The following is a 16,124-nucleotide window of genomic DNA, read 5'->3' as shown; positions in this document are numbered from 1 at the left end:
CGGGCCGCAGATTGCCTATTTCAGGCCTTAGAACAAGCCTTCGATCTGGCCTGCGTCATTCAGGCGGATCGTTTCCGATGCCGGTTTGCGGGGCAGACCCGGCATGGTCATGATCTCGCCGCAGACCACGACGATGAAACCGGCCCCCGCCGACAGGCGAACTTCGCGCACGGGAACCGAATGGCCGGTCGGCGCGCCGCGCAGGTTCGGATCGGTGGAGAAGGAATACTGCGTTTTCGCCATGCAGACCGGCAGGTTGCCATAGCCAGCCGCTTCCCATTCCTTCAGCTGGTTGCGGATCTTCTGATCGGCCAGCACCTCGTCGGCGCGGTAGATGCGCTTGGCGATGGTTTCGATCTTCTCGAACAGCGGCATCTCGTCGGGGTAGATCGGCGAGAAGTTGGCCTTGCCGGAGTCGGCCAGCTCAACCACCTTATGGGCCAGATCGGCGGAGCCTTCGGAGCCCAGCTCCCAGTGGCGCGACAGCACCGCTTCGACGCCATGGGTGGCGCAGTAATCCTTGACCGCCTGCACTTCGGTCTCGGTGTCGGTGACAAAGTGGTTGATCGCAACCACCACCGGCACGCCAAAGGATTTGACGTTCTCGATATGACGGCCGAGGTTGGCACAGCCCTTGTTGACCGCTTCGACGTTTTCCGCGCCGAGGTCAGCCTTGGCCACGCCACCGTTCATCTTCATCGCGCGCACGGTCGCAACCAGCACCACAGCCGAGGGTGCGATGCCTGCCTTGCGGCATTTGATGTTCATGAACTTCTCAGCGCCAAGATCCGCACCAAAGCCTGCTTCGGTGACAACATAGTCAGCCACTTTCAGCGCGGTCTTGGTTGCGATCACGGAGTTACAGCCGTGGGCGATATTCGCGAAGGGACCACCGTGGACAAACGCCGGGTTGTTTTCCAGGGTCTGCACCAGGTTCGGCTGCATCGCGTCTTTCAGCAGAACGGTCATCGCGCCTTCTGCCTTGATGTCGCGGCAGTAAACCGGGGTCTTGTCGCGGCGGTAGGCCACGATGATGTCGCCCAGACGCTTTTCCAGGTCCTTCAGGTCGTTGGCGAGGCAGAGGATCGCCATGACTTCGGAGGCCACAGTGATGTCAAAACCGGTTTCGCGCGGGAAGCCGTTGGAGACGCCACCAAGGGAGGCGGTGATCTGGCGCAGGGCGCGGTCGTTCATGTCGACCACACGACGCCATGCAACACGGCGGATGTCGATATCGCACTCATTGCCCCAGTAGATGTGATTGTCGATCATCGCCGACAGCAGCGAGTGGGCCGAGGTGATGGCGTGGAAGTCACCGGTGAAGTGGAGGTTCATCTCCTCCATCGGAACAACCTGCGCGTAACCGCCACCTGCGGCGCCGCCCTTCATACCGAAGTTCGGACCCAGCGAGGCCTCGCGGATACAGATCATCGCGTTCTTGCCGATGCGGTTCAGACCGTCACCCAGACCAACGGTGGTGGTGGTCTTGCCTTCGCCCGCAGGCGTCGGGTTGATCGCGGTCACCAGGATCAGCTTGCCGTCTTCCTTGCCCTGAACCGAATTGATGAAGTCCTGGCTCACCTTGGCCTTGTCGTGGCCGTAGGGCAGCAGATCATCGCTGGAGATGCCGATCTTGGCGCCAATTTCCTGGATCGGACGCTTCTGCGCCTCGCGGGCGATTTCGATGTCACTCTTGTAGCTCATGGCCGGTTTCCTGAATTGTGATGTCGCGAGTTACATGGGCACAGCCGTGCCGGTTTCCCGCAAGACTTAGCCCTTCTGCGACATTCCATGCGCGTGATTTCCGACATGATCAGGCATTGAAACGGCGTTCGCTCCCCCTAGGGCATCCAAAGATTGCCAATCGTGCCGCGTCAACGCCTATCGGCAACCGGCGGCGCAGACATGCCCCGACTCAGGGTGCCCAGGCAGGCTGGTCCGGCACAAACAGGCGCAGGCTTTCGCCCTGCCTCAGCACGCCGGGCCGCTCGACCCAGGCCACCACACCGCGTCTGCCGGTGGCTGCCGGCTTGAACTTCGGACCAAAGCCCGCGTGGTCCTTCTCGATCTCCTTGGCCGGGAAAATGCAGGGCCGGTTCTCAAGATCGACCGTCAGCGTCACCCCGTCCGGCCCCTGCAAGCGGCTGGAGGGTGGCAGATGGCTAAGGTCGGGAATACCGCGCAGCACCAGCGTCGCGCCAAGGTGGACGGGATCAATCCGCTCCATCCCCATATCGGCGGCGATCAACGCCAGCTCTTCTTCCGACAGGATGCTGATCTGGCGCAGGTTTCGGATTTCCGTGCCCTCGGGATGCAGATTGCGCACCCGCACACAGGAGGCGCGCAACGCGCCCGCGTGGCGCTCGCCTTCGATGCCGTCAAACCCCAGCGTCAGCGCGTCCCGCGGCTCCGACCGCAGCCCACCGGTGGCAGCCGGAACATAGCCGATCCAGGTCACTTGTCCCTGAAACTCCGTTTCGCGCATCACTGGCATGGGGCATCTCCATCAGGCTCATTTCATTCAGGAATTTCCGCCACCATAGGGGCAGCATCCGGTTCTGGCCAGCCCCGCCGCTTGGCTTTTCGCGCGCAGTTCAGTCATCAAAAAACCCGGCCACCGCCAGGGTGACCGGGTCTGATATTACACGGTGTTCAGCGCCGCGCCGTCAGGACGACGGTTCCGGTGCCATGCCATCATCCGACGCAGGCTTCTTCGGCTTGGCCTTGGGGATCGCGGTGACCGAGGCGCTACCGGTATCGGTGTCATCATCCTCGTCCTCGCCTGCCTGCGGCGGCTCGCCATTCATAACGCGTTTTATCTCGTCACCGGTGAGGGTTTCAAATTCCAGCAGCCCCTGCGCCAGACGTTCCCATTCCTCGTTCTTGTCCTTGAGGATCTGCAACGCCTGTTCATAGCCCTGCTGGATAAAGCGCTTCACCTCATCCTCGATCAGCTCCTTGGTGTTGGCAGAGACCGAGAAGCCCGCCGTATTGCCGGAATAGCCTTCGTGCGCTTCGGCATAGTCGATGTTGCCGACCTTGTCCGACATGCCCCAGCGCAGCACCATGGCACGCGCCAGCTGGCTGGCCTGCTGGATGTCGCCGGCCGGACCGTTGGAGACATGGTCCTCGCCATACTTGATGACTTCTGCGGCCTTGCCCGCCATGGTCATCGCCAGTTTCTGCTGGCACTCATCGCGGTGGTAGTTCAGGCGGTCCATCTCAGGCAGCGACACCACCATCCCCAGCGCGCCGCCGCGCGGGATGATCGTCGCTTTGTAGACCGGATCGCACAGCGGCAGCGCCATGCCGACAACCGCGTGGCCGGCCTCGTGGTAGGCGGTCTTTTCCTTCTGGTCCTGGGTCAGCACCATCGAGCGGCGCTCTGCCCCCATCATCACCTTGTCCTTGGCGGATTCGAAATCCTCCATGGTGACAAAGCGGCGGCCGACGCGGGCGGCCATCAGCGCGGCCTCATTGACCAGGTTGGCCAGATCGGCGCCGGAGAACCCGGGGGTGCCGCGGGCGATGATGCGCAGGTCCACGTCAGGGCCAAGCGGCGTCTTGCGGGCATGAACGCCCAGGATTTTTTCGCGGCCCTTGATGTCGGGGTTGCCGACGGTCACGTTCCGGTCAAAACGGCCCGGACGCAGCAGCGCCGGGTCCAGCACGTCCTTGCGGTTGGTGGCGGCCAGAATGATGACGCCTTCATTGGCCTCAAAACCGTCCATCTCCACCAGCAGCTGGTTCAGCGTCTGTTCACGCTCATCATTGCCGCCGCCATAGCCGGCGCCACGATGGCGACCGACGGCGTCGATTTCGTCTATGAACACGATACAGGGCGCGTTTTTCTTCGCCTGTTCGAACATGTCGCGCACGCGGGAGGCACCGACGCCGACAAACATCTCGACAAAATCGGAACCGGAGATGGTGAAGAACGGCACGCCCGCCTCGCCTGCAATCGCACGCGCCAGCAGCGTCTTACCGGTACCCGGAGGGCCCACCAGCAGGGCGCCTTTGGGGATCTTGCCGCCGAGGCGCGAGAATTTCTGCGGGTTGCGCAGGAACTCGACGATCTCTTCCAGCTCTTCCTTGGCCTCGTCGATGCCAGCCACGTCGTCAAAGGTGACGCGGCCATGCTTCTCGGTCAGCATCTTCGCCTTCGACTTGCCAAAGCCCATGGCGCCGCCTTTGCCGCCGCCCTGCATCCGGTTCATGAAATAGATCCAGACACCGATCAGCAGCAGGAAGGGCAGCAGGGTCAGCAGGAACGACTGGAACCCGGACTGCTGCTGCTTCTCGGCGCGGACCGGAATGTTGTTGTCGATCAACAGGGCGGTCACCTCGGCATCGCCGGGTTTGATGGTCATGAAATTCTGCCCGTCCGACGTGGTGTAGCGAACCTGTTCACCATCCAGCGTCACGGTGCTGACATTGCCGTTTTCAACCGCGCTGACAAAATCAGAAAAAGTCTTCTCTCGGCTCTGCATCGTGCTGCCCGAACCACTGAACAAGTTGAACAGCGCCAAGACGAGCACAAACAGAACAACCCAAAAGGCGATATTGCGTACGTTGCCCAAGGAAAGTCTCCCAAAATGCGAGGCGCACCTGGCAGGCCGCCTTCGTTGCCTCTAAAATAGGGATACTTCAGTGAGGTTCAATGCGATAAAAGAGCTGTGAAGAACTCTTCGCTGTTCTGAACCAGTTCTGCGGACCATCCGTTGCCAAATCCTGCCAATGGGGCGGCAACCAGCTCACCCCCCCGCCACACGGCCGGCGTGGCATGAAGCACCTCGCCCGGAACCTCGGCACTGCGCCAGTCGGGACAGTGCTGCAGGCCGTCAGAGCCCAGGGCGCGCACCTCATGGTCCTTCACCTCGCCGCCAAAAACCCGCCAGCGCCCATCCCAGAGCCGACCGGGCCGGGTCATCTCATCGGCCACCGGGTTATATTCGCGGCAGACCCATGTGCGCTGTTTGCGGGTGATCATCCGGCAGCCCCCCAATGTGAAGGATCCGCCACGACGCACCGCCTCGCGGGCCTGCACCATCGGCTCACGCCGTGGCGGATGCACCGCCCCGCTGACCCATTGCACGGATCGCACCAGCAGCCGGTGGGCAATTTCGTCCGGCAGCGTGCGAAACTGGCGCTGGTCGATGACAATCGCGCCATCGCGCACCTCGGCCATGTCGCGGGCGGCCAGGAACGTATACCAGTCCAGGGCTTCGCGGGCGGCGCCCATATTGCGGGCAACGGCGGCCAGCCGCTGCACGGTCAGCCCCAGCGGCGCCAGAGCATCCATCGCCTGACGCACCCGCACCCGCTCGAAACGCAGATCCTCGTTGCTGGGGTCCTCAACCCACTGCCCTCCCCGCTCCCGCAGGTAGCCACGCAGCTCTTCGCGCGTCACCTCCAGAAGCGGCCGCAGCAGGGTGATCCCCTCGATCGCGCGGCTGCGCGGCATCGCAGCCAGACCGGACACCCCCGACGACCGCCCCAGCCGCATCAGCAGCGTTTCGGCCTGATCATCGGCCGTATGCCCCAATGCAACCACCGGAATGTCATTCAACTGCGCCCATGCGGTCAGCAGCGTATAGCGCGCGTTGCGGGCCTGCTCCTGAAGATTGCCCGCCTGCTGCGCAGAAGGCCGGTCAACCCATTGCAGGATATCATGCGCCAGACCCAGTTTGGCAGCCACATCCGCCACCATCTGCGCCTCCTCGCCCGAGCTCGCGCGCAGCCCGTGATCAACAGTTGCGACACAGATTTCCACACCCAGATCGGCAAAACACTCATGCAGCGCATACATCAGCGCCATCGAGTCGCCGCCGCCTGACACCGCAACGCCCAGCCGCGTGGGCAAGGCAGACCGGAACTGCTCCTGCACAATGGCGAGGATATCCCGGTCCCTGCGCGTCAATTGCAGGCCAGTTTTGCGCGTTCCGCCTCCGCTGCGGCGGTTTCGGCTGCACCGGGAAAGCGGCTGCCGACCTCTGCCAGGGTCACGCAGGCCTGGCTGGTCTGACCCAGCCGCCCCAGTGCCGCGCCCAGTTCGTACAATGCCTTCGGCGCGGTCTCTCCTGAGGAGTTGCCGGAGAATGACGCCAGATAGGCCCGCGCGGCCTCGCGGGTGTCACCCAGCCCGTCCAGCGCCTTCCCGCGGTTGTATTCCACCGCTGCGGCCAGCGGGCTGCCGGGATAAGCCAGGGTGAAGGCCGCGAATTTCTCCGCAGCCTCCTGATAGGCGCCGCTGTCCAGCGCGGCCTTGGCGGCGTCGAAATCCGTCTGCTCGCCCACCGCCAGCTCCGACGTCGTATCGACCGAAGTGCCCGGCGGCGTGGCGGGCAGCGCAGGTGCCCCGGCTGCGGGCAGCTCACCGCCGCCCAGCGTGCTGGTTTCCCCCAGTTTCGAGACATCGCCGCCTTCCAGTTCCACCAGACGGAACTCCAGGTCACCAATCCGGTTGGTGCCATCCTGCACCACCTGATCGACGCGGTAGGAGAGCTGTTCGGTCTGCGCGGTCAGCCGCTGCAGCTCCGCCTCGATGGCGCTGACGCGGTCCAGCACACTGTCGCCCGCGACATTGGTCTGCGGGCTGCCGGTGGTCGACATTTCCCGCTTCAGCCGCTGGATTTCGACGTGCAGCACGGTGAGTTCCTGCCGGATATCGGCAAGGGTCTGTTGATCCTGCGCCCGGACGGCAAGCGGCGGCACAGCCAGGGTCAGCGCAAGGGCGGCAATCGCAAGAGGACGCAGTCGCATGGTCACTTACCCCGTCAGCCCACCCGCCAGCACGGTGACCGCGCGACGGTTCTTGGTGTAGCAGGCCTCGTTCGAGCAGATCTCCAGCGGGCGCTCCTTGCCAAAGCTGACAACCTGCAGACGACCGCCCGCAACCCCTTGGGAAATCAGGTATTCGCGGGCAGCATTGGCCCGGCGCGCACCCAGTGCAAGGTTATATTCGCGGGTGCCCTGCTCATCGGCGTGGCCTTCGATTGTGACCACATAATCCGGGTTGGCCGTCAGCCAGCGCGCCTGCCCCTGCAGAACGCTCTGGGCGGCAGGTGACAGGGTCGATTGATCGACCGCAAACAGCACCCGGTCGCCGACCGTCTGCTGGAAGTAGGCCGGGCTGCTGGGATCCAGCTGCCCCGCAGCGCCCGCCCCGGCCCCTGCACCAGGCCCACCGGCCCCGGCTGCATCATCCCAGGGGTTGCCCGTACAGGCGCTCAGCCCCAACGCCGCTGCCACCAGCACTGCTTTTGTCAAACCGCTCATGATATCCGCCTCGTCCCATTTCCAATTGTTGCACCAGATTTACCACAGGCCCGATGCCGCTGCCACTTTGGTCTTTGTTAACAGGGCGCGCGCCGGACCATTATGGCAGGCGCGCGACACTTCAGTTCTGCAAGGGCGACCACGCCGGATCCGACGCGCCATCGGGGGTGCGGACCGGTTTCAGGTTGCGCCCCGATACATCCACAGAATAGAGCAGCGCCCGGCCGCTGGCCCCTTGGGTTTCACGGGTGAACATGATCACCCGGCCATTCGGGGACCAGGTCGGCCCCTCATCTAGGAAGGAGGCCGTCAGCAGGCGTTCCTCGCTGCCATCGGTCCGCATCACGCCGATATGGAACCGGCCCTTGTTCTGCTTGGTAAAGGCGATCATGTCACCGCGCGGCGACCACACCGGAGTGCCGTAGCGCCCCGCGCCAAAACTGATCCGCCGGGCCTCGCCGCCGGTTGCCGCCATCACATAGAGCTGCGGCGCGCCGGAACGGTCGCTTTCAAAGACGATCTGGCTGCCATCGGGGGAAAACGACGGGGCGGTTTCGATCGACGGCGCGCTGGTCAGCCGGGTCCGGGTGCCGGTGTCGATATCCATGGTGAAGATATCGGTATTGCCGCCCTGCGACTGCGAGTAGACCACGGTGCGCCCATCCGGCGCAAAGCGCGGCGCAAAGCTCATGATGCCATTGTCCGCCGACAGCACCCGACGCTGCACGCTGCCCACATCCAGCACATGGATCTGCGGAAAGCCGCTCTCGTAGCTGGTGTAGAGCACCCGGTCGCCGGTGGGTGAGAACCGCGGCGCCAGCACGATGGAGGCGCTGTTGGTCAGATATTGCACATTGGCGCCATCGTAATCCATCACCGCCAGCCGCTTGCGCCGGTCGTCCTTTGGCCCGCTTTCGGAAACAAACACCACCCGGCTGTCGAAATACCCGCTTTCGCCGGTGATGCGGCTGTAGATCACATCCGCCACCTTATGGGCCATACGCCGCCAGCCGTCGGTGGTGCCGGAAAACTGCAGACCGGTGCCCAGCTCCTTTTCGGCAAAGACGTCATAGCCCCGGAACCGCACCGTCAGCCGGTTGCCGTTCACGCTGAGGGCGCCGGTGATCAGCGCCTGTGCATTCACCGCTTTCCAGTCGGCATAGCCGATCGCCGCATCGAAATCGGTGACTTTGGCGATATGGGCCGAGGCCGGGACTTCACGAAACAGGCCGGTGCCGCTCAGATCCGCGGCAATCACCCGCGAAATCTCACGCGCCAGTTCGGCGGCGGCAGGGGTTTCCGGCACAAAGCCGGGCACCGCATAGGGCAAGGGTTCGATCACCCCGTCGGTGATTTCGATCCTCAGCGGGCCATCCTGTGCCTGCGCAGGCAAAACCGGTGCCATCACCGCCGCCCCCAGCAGGGTCGCGCCCATCACGAGCGTTGCCAGATATGTCCTCATTTGATCCGCATCCTTTCGGGATTGAAGGTCATTTCGATATTACGCCATTGCGCATATTTGTCAGACGGAAGTTGGAAACCACGCGCACCGCAGCGCAGAATCGCCCGCCGCGCCGCGCCAAAGGCCTGATTGGCCGCAGCCCCCGATCCGCCGGTGCTGGAGAGCATCCGAATACTGCCCTCCTCGGGCCGGCCGTCCGGTGTCAGCGCGACCGAGACCACCACGGTGGTGCGCAGCGCCTCCGATGACAGCGAGCCGACGTTCCAGCATTGCTGCACGGCCACCCGCAGCGCATCCTTTTCGCCACTGGTCAGCGGCGGGCCTGAGGGTTCCGGCGCTGCCACCTCACCACCACCGGCAAGGGCAGCGGCCAGCGCATCCTCCACCGCATCAGAGCGATCCGGCACGGGGTCAGGCTCGGCCGGCTCAGTCGTGGCAGGTTCCGGTTCGGGCTGTGCGACAGGCTCCGGCCGCGTCGGCCGCGCTGGCCGGGTCCGGGGCCGCAGTGACTGCGCAGGTGCAGCGCTGGCCACCTGTTCGGTCTGCGCCTCGACCTCCTCGGTCACGATCCGGTCGTTGGCCGCCGCCTCTGCCGTGGCCTGCTGGGACTCCTGGGCAGGCTCGGAACCAACCTCATCGGAGACCTCTGGCTGGGCCACATCATCAATCCGGGTGTCCGGCTCCGGTGGTGCCACCGGGGTCGGGGCGACGCGGTCCAGCGGGCGCAGCTGCGGGCGCTCGGCCACCTGCGGTGTCACCGTCGTCGTGTCCGGCACGTCGGGCGGCGCGGGCGCGGCCACCGGCGGTGTCGGCTCAACCGGCTGCGGCTCCGGGCGCTCGGCCAGTTCGGTGTCAGGCTCGGGCGGGGTCACCGGCTCAGGCTGGCTGATCTGCGGTTCGGGCTCCGGCTCCGGCGGTGGTGTGACCTGCGGTGCGGGTTCCGGCTCGGGCTGGGTCAGATCGCCGGCGGTATCGGCCACCACTGGCGCGGCGCGCTGCTGGCTCAGCCGGGCGAATTCCTCGGTCGAGATGATCGACACATCCTGCACCGCCATCGGCAGCGGCTCGGACGGGAACCAGGCGCCGAAAACGACCCAGCCCGCCAGCAGCGCATGGCCTGCAACAGAGATCTTGGTTCCGGTCTGCACACCCGTGCCCCGCCTATTGCCCGCTGTCTTCGACAGCCCGCCCATCAAGGGTTGGACCACCCACATCGGTCACCAGACCAACGCTGGAAAACCCACCGGCATTCAGCGCCCCCATCACCTGCATCACCGCCTCATAGGGGATAGCCCCATCCGCACGCAGGAACACCTGATCGGAGGTCCGCTCCGCCGCGATGGCGCGCAGTTTGGCGATCAGCTCATCCGGGGCCACGGCAGTGGTCTGGATCTGGATCTCGCCGCTGGCGGTCATGGTCACGGTCAGCGGCTCTTCCTCATCGCCGGGCAGCGCGCCTGCGGCGGTCTTTGGCAGCTCCACCGGCACGCCCACCGTCATCAGCGGGGCCGCCACCATAAAGATGATCAGCAGCACCAGCATCACATCGACAAAGGGCGTGACGTTGATTTCCGCCATCGGCCGCGCACGGCTGCGCCGCCGTCCCCGGCGGCGCCCGTTGGCGGCATTGGGTTGAACCGAGGCGCCCATGGATCAGGAATCCAGCTGGCGGCTGAGGATGGTGGAAAACTCATCGGCAAAGGCTTCGTAGCTGCCGATGATCCGGTCGCTATCCGCGCTCAGCTTGTTGTAGAAAATCACCGCAGGGATCGCAGCCAGCAGCCCCAGACCCGTCGCCATCAGCGCCTCGGCAATGCCCGGCGCCACAACGGCGAGGTTGGTGTTCTGCTGTTCCGCAATCTCGATAAAGGCAGTCATGATGCCCCAGACGGTGCCGAACAGCCCGACAAACGGTGCGGTGGAGCCAACGGTGGCCAGGATCGACAGACCACTCTGCACATGTTCGCTTTCCTTGGCGATCGCCACATCCATCGACCGCTCGATCCGTGCCTGCGCACCCGCAATCAGCGCCCCGTCGGTGCGATGACTGCGCCGCCATTCGGTCATGCCGGCGGCAAAGATCCGCTGCGACTGCCCCTTGGGCTGCGGGCCGATCTGGTCAAACAGACCATCCAGCGGCTCACCGGACCAGAAGGCACGGTCGAACTCCGCCGCCTCCCGACGGGCCAGACGATAGTTGATCAGTTTCTGCAGGATGATCGCCCAGGACCAAACGGAGGCGACAACCAGCATCAGCATCACCAATTTGACCGTCAGGGTCGCCCGCGCGAATAGCCCCCACATGGAGAAATCAATCTCCTGCGCCAACGCCAGAGTTTCTGCTTCCATGGACCTGCTCTATGTTTTTGGCCGTTTTCCAGCCGTTTTCCGGCTTTCATTTGGCAAAAGGCTATCGCAGTTCAAGGTCAAAAGCCAATGAAACAGCCGTGACAGCAGGAATTGTTACAGCAATGCGCGAATCTCTGCCGGCAGGCGGATCGGCGCGCCGGTCCCGGCATTGACGCAAACCACCGTAACGATGGCGCGAAACAGCTCCGTCTCGCCGCGAAACACCCGCTGCGACATGGTGAGCCGCGCAGGGGTGACCTTCTGCACCTCGGTCTCGATCCGCAGCTCTTCGTCGAATTTGGCAGGGGCGAGGTAATCCGCCTCGATCCGCCGCACCACCCAGATCAGCCCCGCCTCGCGCATGGCGTTCTGATCATTGCCAAGGTTGCGCACCCAGTCGCTGCGCGCCCGTTCGATAAACCGCAGGTAATTGGCGTGATAGACAATCCCGCCCATGTCGGTGTCTTCGTAATATACCCGAACCGGAAAGCGATGGATCATTCTGCCGGGCCTCCTGCCCTGTTTTGCGCTGGCGCGCGGCTCAGTGGCTGGCCTGACCAGAGGCGTCGGCCGAGGGCTCAATCGGTGCCTGCAGCCGGGCAAAGAGCCGCAGCGCATGGGCGCTGTCGGATGCCGCAAGCGGCATCATCCGATCATAGGCCGCCGCAATCACCCCGGCGATATCCGGGCGCAGGATGGTGGCGCCCGTCTCCGGCAGCACCGCCAGCGGCGAGGTCTTGGCAAAAGCGCTGTCGCCCCACATCAGGATCGCCTGCACCGCCTGCGTCAGGGCGAGCGTTTCGGCAGGCAGCTTTGCCATCGCGCCGCCCATGCGCAGAAAAACGAAACAGGCCTGAATGGCCCCCTGATCGTCAAAGCGGAAGGCGCGGTACTGGCTGGCATCCGCCGCCTTCAGCCGCTCAAGCAGCGGATCAAGCCCCGGGATCAGCCGGTCCAGATCCGGCACCCCCATCAGCTCGTCCCAGTCGCGAAAGAAAAACACCATGAGGTTGGAGCCCAGCTCGGGATCGGTCTCCGCCATCTGATGCCCGGCAAGGGTCACCACCGCCTCGATCGCGCCCTTGACGGTCGCCAGCGTGCTGTCCTCGACGCCAAAGACGATCGGCGCAATCGGCCGCCCCCAACGGGCAAAGGCATAAGAGCCATCGGCACGGGTAAACAGGGCTTCGATCTCGGCTGGGGTCATCATGCGGCTCTCTAGTCGGACTGCGGTCTTGAATGGGCTTAATGCCCGCTCACGGGATCAACGGCAAGGGTTGCGACCGGGTATCACTGTGCATCTTCTGGCCCACAATATCCCCGCCGGAGGCAGCGCCGCGTCTGGCGCGGCGCTTCATTCAGGCCTTGTCACTTAGGTCAGCAGGCGTGACCAAATGTTTCGCACGCGAAACATACGCTAAAATTGAGTCCAATTCTTCAAACCCATTTTAACACTTTCAGACTGTTTTGACGCCAATCCGCGACAGCACTGACGCGCCTGCGCGGCAGATGAGCCGCTATAGCAACAGGTCGCCCTGCCCCCGTGGCGGTGTCAGCCCAAGGTGGGTCCAGGCCTTATGCGCCAGCATCCGCCCGCGCGGCGTGCGCTGGATCAGACCCTGCTGCAACAGATAGGGCTCGATCACCTCCTCCAGCGCATCACGGCTTTCGCTCAGGGCCGCCGACATGGTCTCGATCCCGACCGGACCACCGCCATAATTCTCGGCAATCATCCGCAGATAGCGGCGATCCGCGCCATCCAGACCCAGCTGATCCACCCCCAGCCGCGTCAGCGCACCATCGGCAAGTTCCCGGGTGATGGTGCCATCGCCCTCGACAACCGCGAAGTCGACGACGCGGCGCAGGAGCCGGCCGGCGATCCTGGGGGTGCCGCGGGCGCGCCGCGCGATCTCACGGGCGCCGTCGTCATCTGCGGGGGCGCCCAGCTTGCGGGCGTTGCGGCTGACGATCTCAAAGAGCTCGTCGATGGTGTAGAATTGCAACCGGGTTGGAATGCCAAACCGGTCCCTGAGTGGTGTGGTCAACAGGCCCATGCGGGTGGTGGCGCCAACCAGGGTAAAGGGCTGGAGCTCGATCCGCACGGTGCGCGCCGCCGGGCCTTCGCCGATCACCAGATCCAGCTCGAAATCCTCCATCGCGGGGTAGAGCACCTCCTCCACCGCCGGGTTCAGCCGGTGGATTTCGTCGATGAACAGCACGTCGCGGGATTCCAGATTGGTCAGGATCGCTGCCAGATCGCCCGCCTTGGCCAGAACCGGCCCGGAGGTCATGCGGAAGTTGACGCCCAGTTCGCGGGCGACGATCTGCGCCAGGGTGGTCTTGCCCAAACCGGGGGGGCCATGAAACAGCGTGTGGTCCATCGCCTCGCCGCGACGGCGCGCACTTTCGATGAACACACGCAGATTGGCGCGGGCTTCGGCCTGACCGATGAATTCGCCAAGCCCCTGCGGGCGCAGGGCGCGGTCGTTTTCGGCGGCGCTGTCTTCGGGCAGAGGCGCGGGACGCAGGGTGGGATCGGCGTCAATCATTCTGATGACTCCAATCTGGTTTCTTTAAACCCTGCTCCGGTCGGCAGGCCGAACAATGCCCGTCCGCCCGCAGACGGGCACTGTCCTATTTTTTTCAATACTCTCACACCATCAGCCTTTCGGTGCCAGCAGCCGCAGGGCGGCGCGGATCAGCTCGGCCTCATTGGCGTCTGGATAGGTGGCGGCCGCCTCAGCCACGGCGGCAGCGGCATCGGAGGGACCATAGCCCAGATTGCCAAGCGCAGAGAGCGCCCCCGCAGAAGCAGCTGCGGCACCGGAGGGGGCCTTGGGTGGCGCTTTGCGTAGTTTCCTGGCCGTGCTCACCGGCTCGGCGGGTTCGACCACATCCAGCCCCGGCCCATCCATGGCGTCGACGACGGTGCCACCCATCGCCATGACACCCGGCGCCTTGTCTTTGAGATCCAGCACAATGCGCTGCGCGGTCTTGGGGCCGACCCCTTTGGCGGCCTTCACCGCCGCCCAATCCCCCAGCGCGATCGCGCGGCTGACCCCATCGGGGCCAAGCGCGCCGAGAATGGCCAGCGAGACTTTCGCCCCCACCCCCTGCACCGAGGTCAGCAGGCGATGCCATTCCTTTTCAACCAGCGAAGGGAAGCCATAGAGCTGCATCAGGTCCTCACGCACCACCATATCGGTATAGAGCGCGACCGCCTCGCCGACGCCCGGCAGCGCGGCCATGGTGCGGTCGGAGCAATAGACGATATAGCCGACGCCGCGCACGTCGATCAGCACGTGATCGCTGCTGCGGTACTCCAGACGCCCGGTGAGTTTTCCGATCACGCGCGCTTCTCCTTCAGCTGGCGTTGTTGCGTGCCCCCATAAAACGCATGACAGATGGCAATGGCCAGAGCATCTGCCGCATCGGCGTTCTTGGGCAGGCAGCCGGGCAGTTGCAGTTTCACCATATGCAGGATCTGTTCCTTGGCCGCATGACCCACGCCGACCACGGTTTTCTTCACCCGGTTCGGGGCATATTCACCCACCGGAAGACCGGCCTGCGCCAATGTCATCAGGGCGACGCCCCGCGCCTGGCCCAGTTTCAGCGTGCCGGCACCATCCTTGTTCACGAAGGTCTGTTCGATGGCGGCCTGATCGGGGCGGTAGGCCGCGATCACCTCGATGACCTGATTGTGGAGCGACAGCAGCCGTTCGCCCAGATCATCGCCATCGGAGGTGCAGACGCCGTTGGCGATATGGCTGAGACGGGTGCCGCGTGATTCGATCACCCCCCAACCGAGGTTTCGCAACCCCGGATCAATGCCCAATATTCGCATGTCTGCCCTATCCCTGCCCGGTGTGGAGGTCTGATTTTGCTCAGGATTAGCACAAAAGGCGAACATGTCCAATTGCTTTACAGGCCTGTGCGATGTGCCCTGCGGGGATGCCGCGCGGCACCTGTGGCGCAAAAACACGTGAATCCTGTTCCGAAAACGACCCTCTCCGGCGGGGAAACCGACATTCCTTTCCAAGAGGTAAAAACTCGGCCTTTTCCCTTGTTTTTATGGATCATAAGCCATGCAAAAAGCGCATATGACACATGCAATTTCAGCGATTGTCAGCCGTCATGCAGATGACTAAGTGCCGTCCATCGCCACAGGGCGAAGAGTTCAATTCAACCTCCGAAAGGACGAGGACATGGCTGCATTTGACACCACCCGCACCACCTATGGCACCAGCAGCCTGTTTGGCCGCTTCAGCGCCATGATCACCGGCCTTCTGGGCGCGGCTATCGACTGGAACGACGCGCGCGCCACCCGCCAGACCCTGGGTCAGCTGAGCGACCGCGAACTGGCCGATATCGGCCTGTCCCGCGCGGATATCGATCGCGTTGCCGAGGGCAAGCCGGTCTTCTGAGGTTGGCACCTCGGTCTGGATCATCCAGAGCCTATCATCCGAGAGACATGAAAAACGCCGCCTCCTGATGGAGTGCGGCGTTTTCTGGTTGCTTTGGTCTGCACGTCGATGCCGAGGCGTAACCCTGCTGCGTCGGACATGACCGCGCGGCCGGATTGTGTCGGATGCCCCCCAGCGCCCGACACATGGCCCGCCAGCCTGTCCCTCTACCGCAGCACAGGTCCGATCTTCTCGGCCAGGAACTGTGACACTGGATCCCGCTGCATGACAAATGCACCGGCTTTTTCCAGCCCCGTTCCCGCCCGCAGCTGGTCGACACGATAGTCGTAGCTGCCAAATCCCAGCGCTGCCATCAAGAAGCCCTTGAACAGCAGAAACGCCGCGACAAACAGGATCAATGATCGGCCGGAGATCCGCGACTGCACCCGTCGCGGCGCCACCACGATCAACCCATCCGCGCGCACTTTGGCAGTATAGCCGCGCGCCATGGCCCCGTGTTTGCGTTCCAGCCGGTCAAGCCGAGCATAGAAATTGTTACTGTGTTCACCCATAACCAAAACCCTGCAATGGCTCCCACCATCCACATATTAATGTTTAGGTAGGGAATGGGA

Annotated in this window: 17 protein-coding genes; 1 reads left to right on the top strand and 16 read right to left on the bottom strand. The window is 63.9% G+C overall.

From position 1 onward, the window contains the following. Positions 1-27 precede the first annotated feature (27 nt). The 15 genes from VWY34_RS07330 to ruvC all read right to left on the bottom strand — a co-directional run bounded on the left by VWY34_RS07330 (position 28) and on the right by ruvC (position 14,933). Entirely contained in the window at positions 28-1,704 is a 1,677-nt protein-coding gene (locus VWY34_RS07330; protein WP_340544615.1) for a formate--tetrahydrofolate ligase, read from the bottom strand. Between the two features lie 211 nt (positions 1,705-1,915). Then, on the bottom strand, positions 1,916-2,494 hold the full coding sequence (locus VWY34_RS07325) for an MOSC domain-containing protein (protein WP_340544614.1): 579 nt from the start codon (positions 2,492-2,494) through the stop codon (positions 1,916-1,918). 172 nt (positions 2,495-2,666) lie between these two features. Beyond that, entirely contained in the window at positions 2,667-4,580 is a 1,914-nt protein-coding gene (ftsH, locus tag VWY34_RS07320; protein WP_340544613.1) for an ATP-dependent zinc metalloprotease FtsH, read from the bottom strand. 77 nt (positions 4,581-4,657) lie between these two features. Next, the gene (gene tilS / locus VWY34_RS07315) at positions 4,658-5,863 is read right to left on the bottom strand and encodes a tRNA lysidine(34) synthetase TilS (protein ID WP_340546283.1); all 1,206 of its coding nucleotides are present in this window, start codon (positions 5,861-5,863) and stop codon (positions 4,658-4,660) included. A gap of 53 nt (positions 5,864-5,916) precedes the next feature. After that, entirely contained in the window at positions 5,917-6,762 is an 846-nt protein-coding gene (ybgF, locus tag VWY34_RS07310; RefSeq protein ID WP_340544611.1) for a tol-pal system protein YbgF, read from the bottom strand. 6 nt (positions 6,763-6,768) lie between these two features. Next, on the bottom strand, positions 6,769-7,278 hold the full coding sequence (gene pal / locus VWY34_RS07305) for a peptidoglycan-associated lipoprotein Pal (RefSeq protein WP_340544610.1): 510 nt from the start codon (positions 7,276-7,278) through the stop codon (positions 6,769-6,771). Between the two features lie 121 nt (positions 7,279-7,399). Further along, positions 7,400-8,740, bottom strand: a complete 1,341-nt coding sequence (gene tolB, locus VWY34_RS07300; protein ID WP_340544609.1) for a Tol-Pal system beta propeller repeat protein TolB — start codon at positions 8,738-8,740, stop codon at positions 7,400-7,402. Then, positions 8,737-9,888 carry an energy transducer TonB gene (locus VWY34_RS07295; protein WP_416544222.1) on the bottom strand — a complete coding sequence of 384 codons (1,152 nt, stop codon included), beginning with the start codon at positions 9,886-9,888 and terminating at the stop codon, positions 8,737-8,739. Before VWY34_RS07295 ends, tolB begins: the two co-directional genes overlap by 4 nt. A 13-nt stretch (positions 9,889-9,901) precedes the next feature. Beyond that, on the bottom strand, positions 9,902-10,390 hold the full coding sequence (tolR, locus tag VWY34_RS07290) for a protein TolR (protein ID WP_260114293.1): 489 nt from the start codon (positions 10,388-10,390) through the stop codon (positions 9,902-9,904). 3 nt (positions 10,391-10,393) lie between these two features. Then, a complete protein-coding gene (gene tolQ / locus VWY34_RS07285; protein ID WP_027247939.1) occupies positions 10,394-11,089 on the bottom strand; it encodes a protein TolQ in 696 nt (231 codons plus the stop codon). Between the two features lie 114 nt (positions 11,090-11,203). Next, positions 11,204-11,590, bottom strand: a complete 387-nt coding sequence (ybgC, locus tag VWY34_RS07280; protein WP_340544603.1) for a tol-pal system-associated acyl-CoA thioesterase — start codon at positions 11,588-11,590, stop codon at positions 11,204-11,206. 40 nt (positions 11,591-11,630) lie between these two features. Beyond that, a complete protein-coding gene (locus VWY34_RS07275) occupies positions 11,631-12,299 on the bottom strand; it encodes a hypothetical protein (protein ID WP_340544602.1) in 669 nt (222 codons plus the stop codon). Between the two features lie 307 nt (positions 12,300-12,606). Further along, complete coding sequence (gene ruvB / locus VWY34_RS07270; protein WP_340544600.1) at positions 12,607-13,638, bottom strand: Holliday junction branch migration DNA helicase RuvB; 1,032 nt, start codon at positions 13,636-13,638, stop codon at positions 12,607-12,609. Between the two features lie 111 nt (positions 13,639-13,749). Further along, positions 13,750-14,439 (bottom strand): Holliday junction branch migration protein RuvA, encoded by a 690-nt coding sequence (ruvA, locus tag VWY34_RS07265; RefSeq protein WP_416544223.1) that lies wholly within the window; start codon positions 14,437-14,439, stop codon positions 13,750-13,752. Next, the gene (ruvC, locus tag VWY34_RS07260) at positions 14,436-14,933 is read right to left on the bottom strand and encodes a crossover junction endodeoxyribonuclease RuvC (RefSeq protein ID WP_340544597.1); all 498 of its coding nucleotides are present in this window, start codon (positions 14,931-14,933) and stop codon (positions 14,436-14,438) included. Before ruvC ends, ruvA begins: the two co-directional genes overlap by 4 nt. 361 nt (positions 14,934-15,294) lie before the next feature. Between ruvC and VWY34_RS07255 the strand changes: the two genes are divergently transcribed. Further along, positions 15,295-15,513 (top strand): DUF1127 domain-containing protein, encoded by a 219-nt coding sequence (locus tag VWY34_RS07255; protein ID WP_340544595.1) that lies wholly within the window; start codon positions 15,295-15,297, stop codon positions 15,511-15,513. 206 nt (positions 15,514-15,719) lie between these two features. On the opposite strand, the gene VWY34_RS07250 is transcribed toward VWY34_RS07255, so the two are convergent. Further along, positions 15,720-16,064, bottom strand: coding sequence for a hypothetical protein (locus VWY34_RS07250; RefSeq protein WP_260086218.1), 345 nt, complete (start codon positions 16,062-16,064; stop codon positions 15,720-15,722). Positions 16,065-16,124 lie beyond the last annotated feature (60 nt).

It is taken from the genome of Phaeobacter sp. JH20_02 (assembly GCF_048056915.1).
Classification (GTDB): domain Bacteria; phylum Pseudomonadota; class Alphaproteobacteria; order Rhodobacterales; family Rhodobacteraceae; genus Phaeobacter; species Phaeobacter bryozoorum.
The sequence above is the reverse complement of the archived record's forward strand: the minus strand, read 5'-3'. Positions and strand labels throughout refer to the sequence as shown.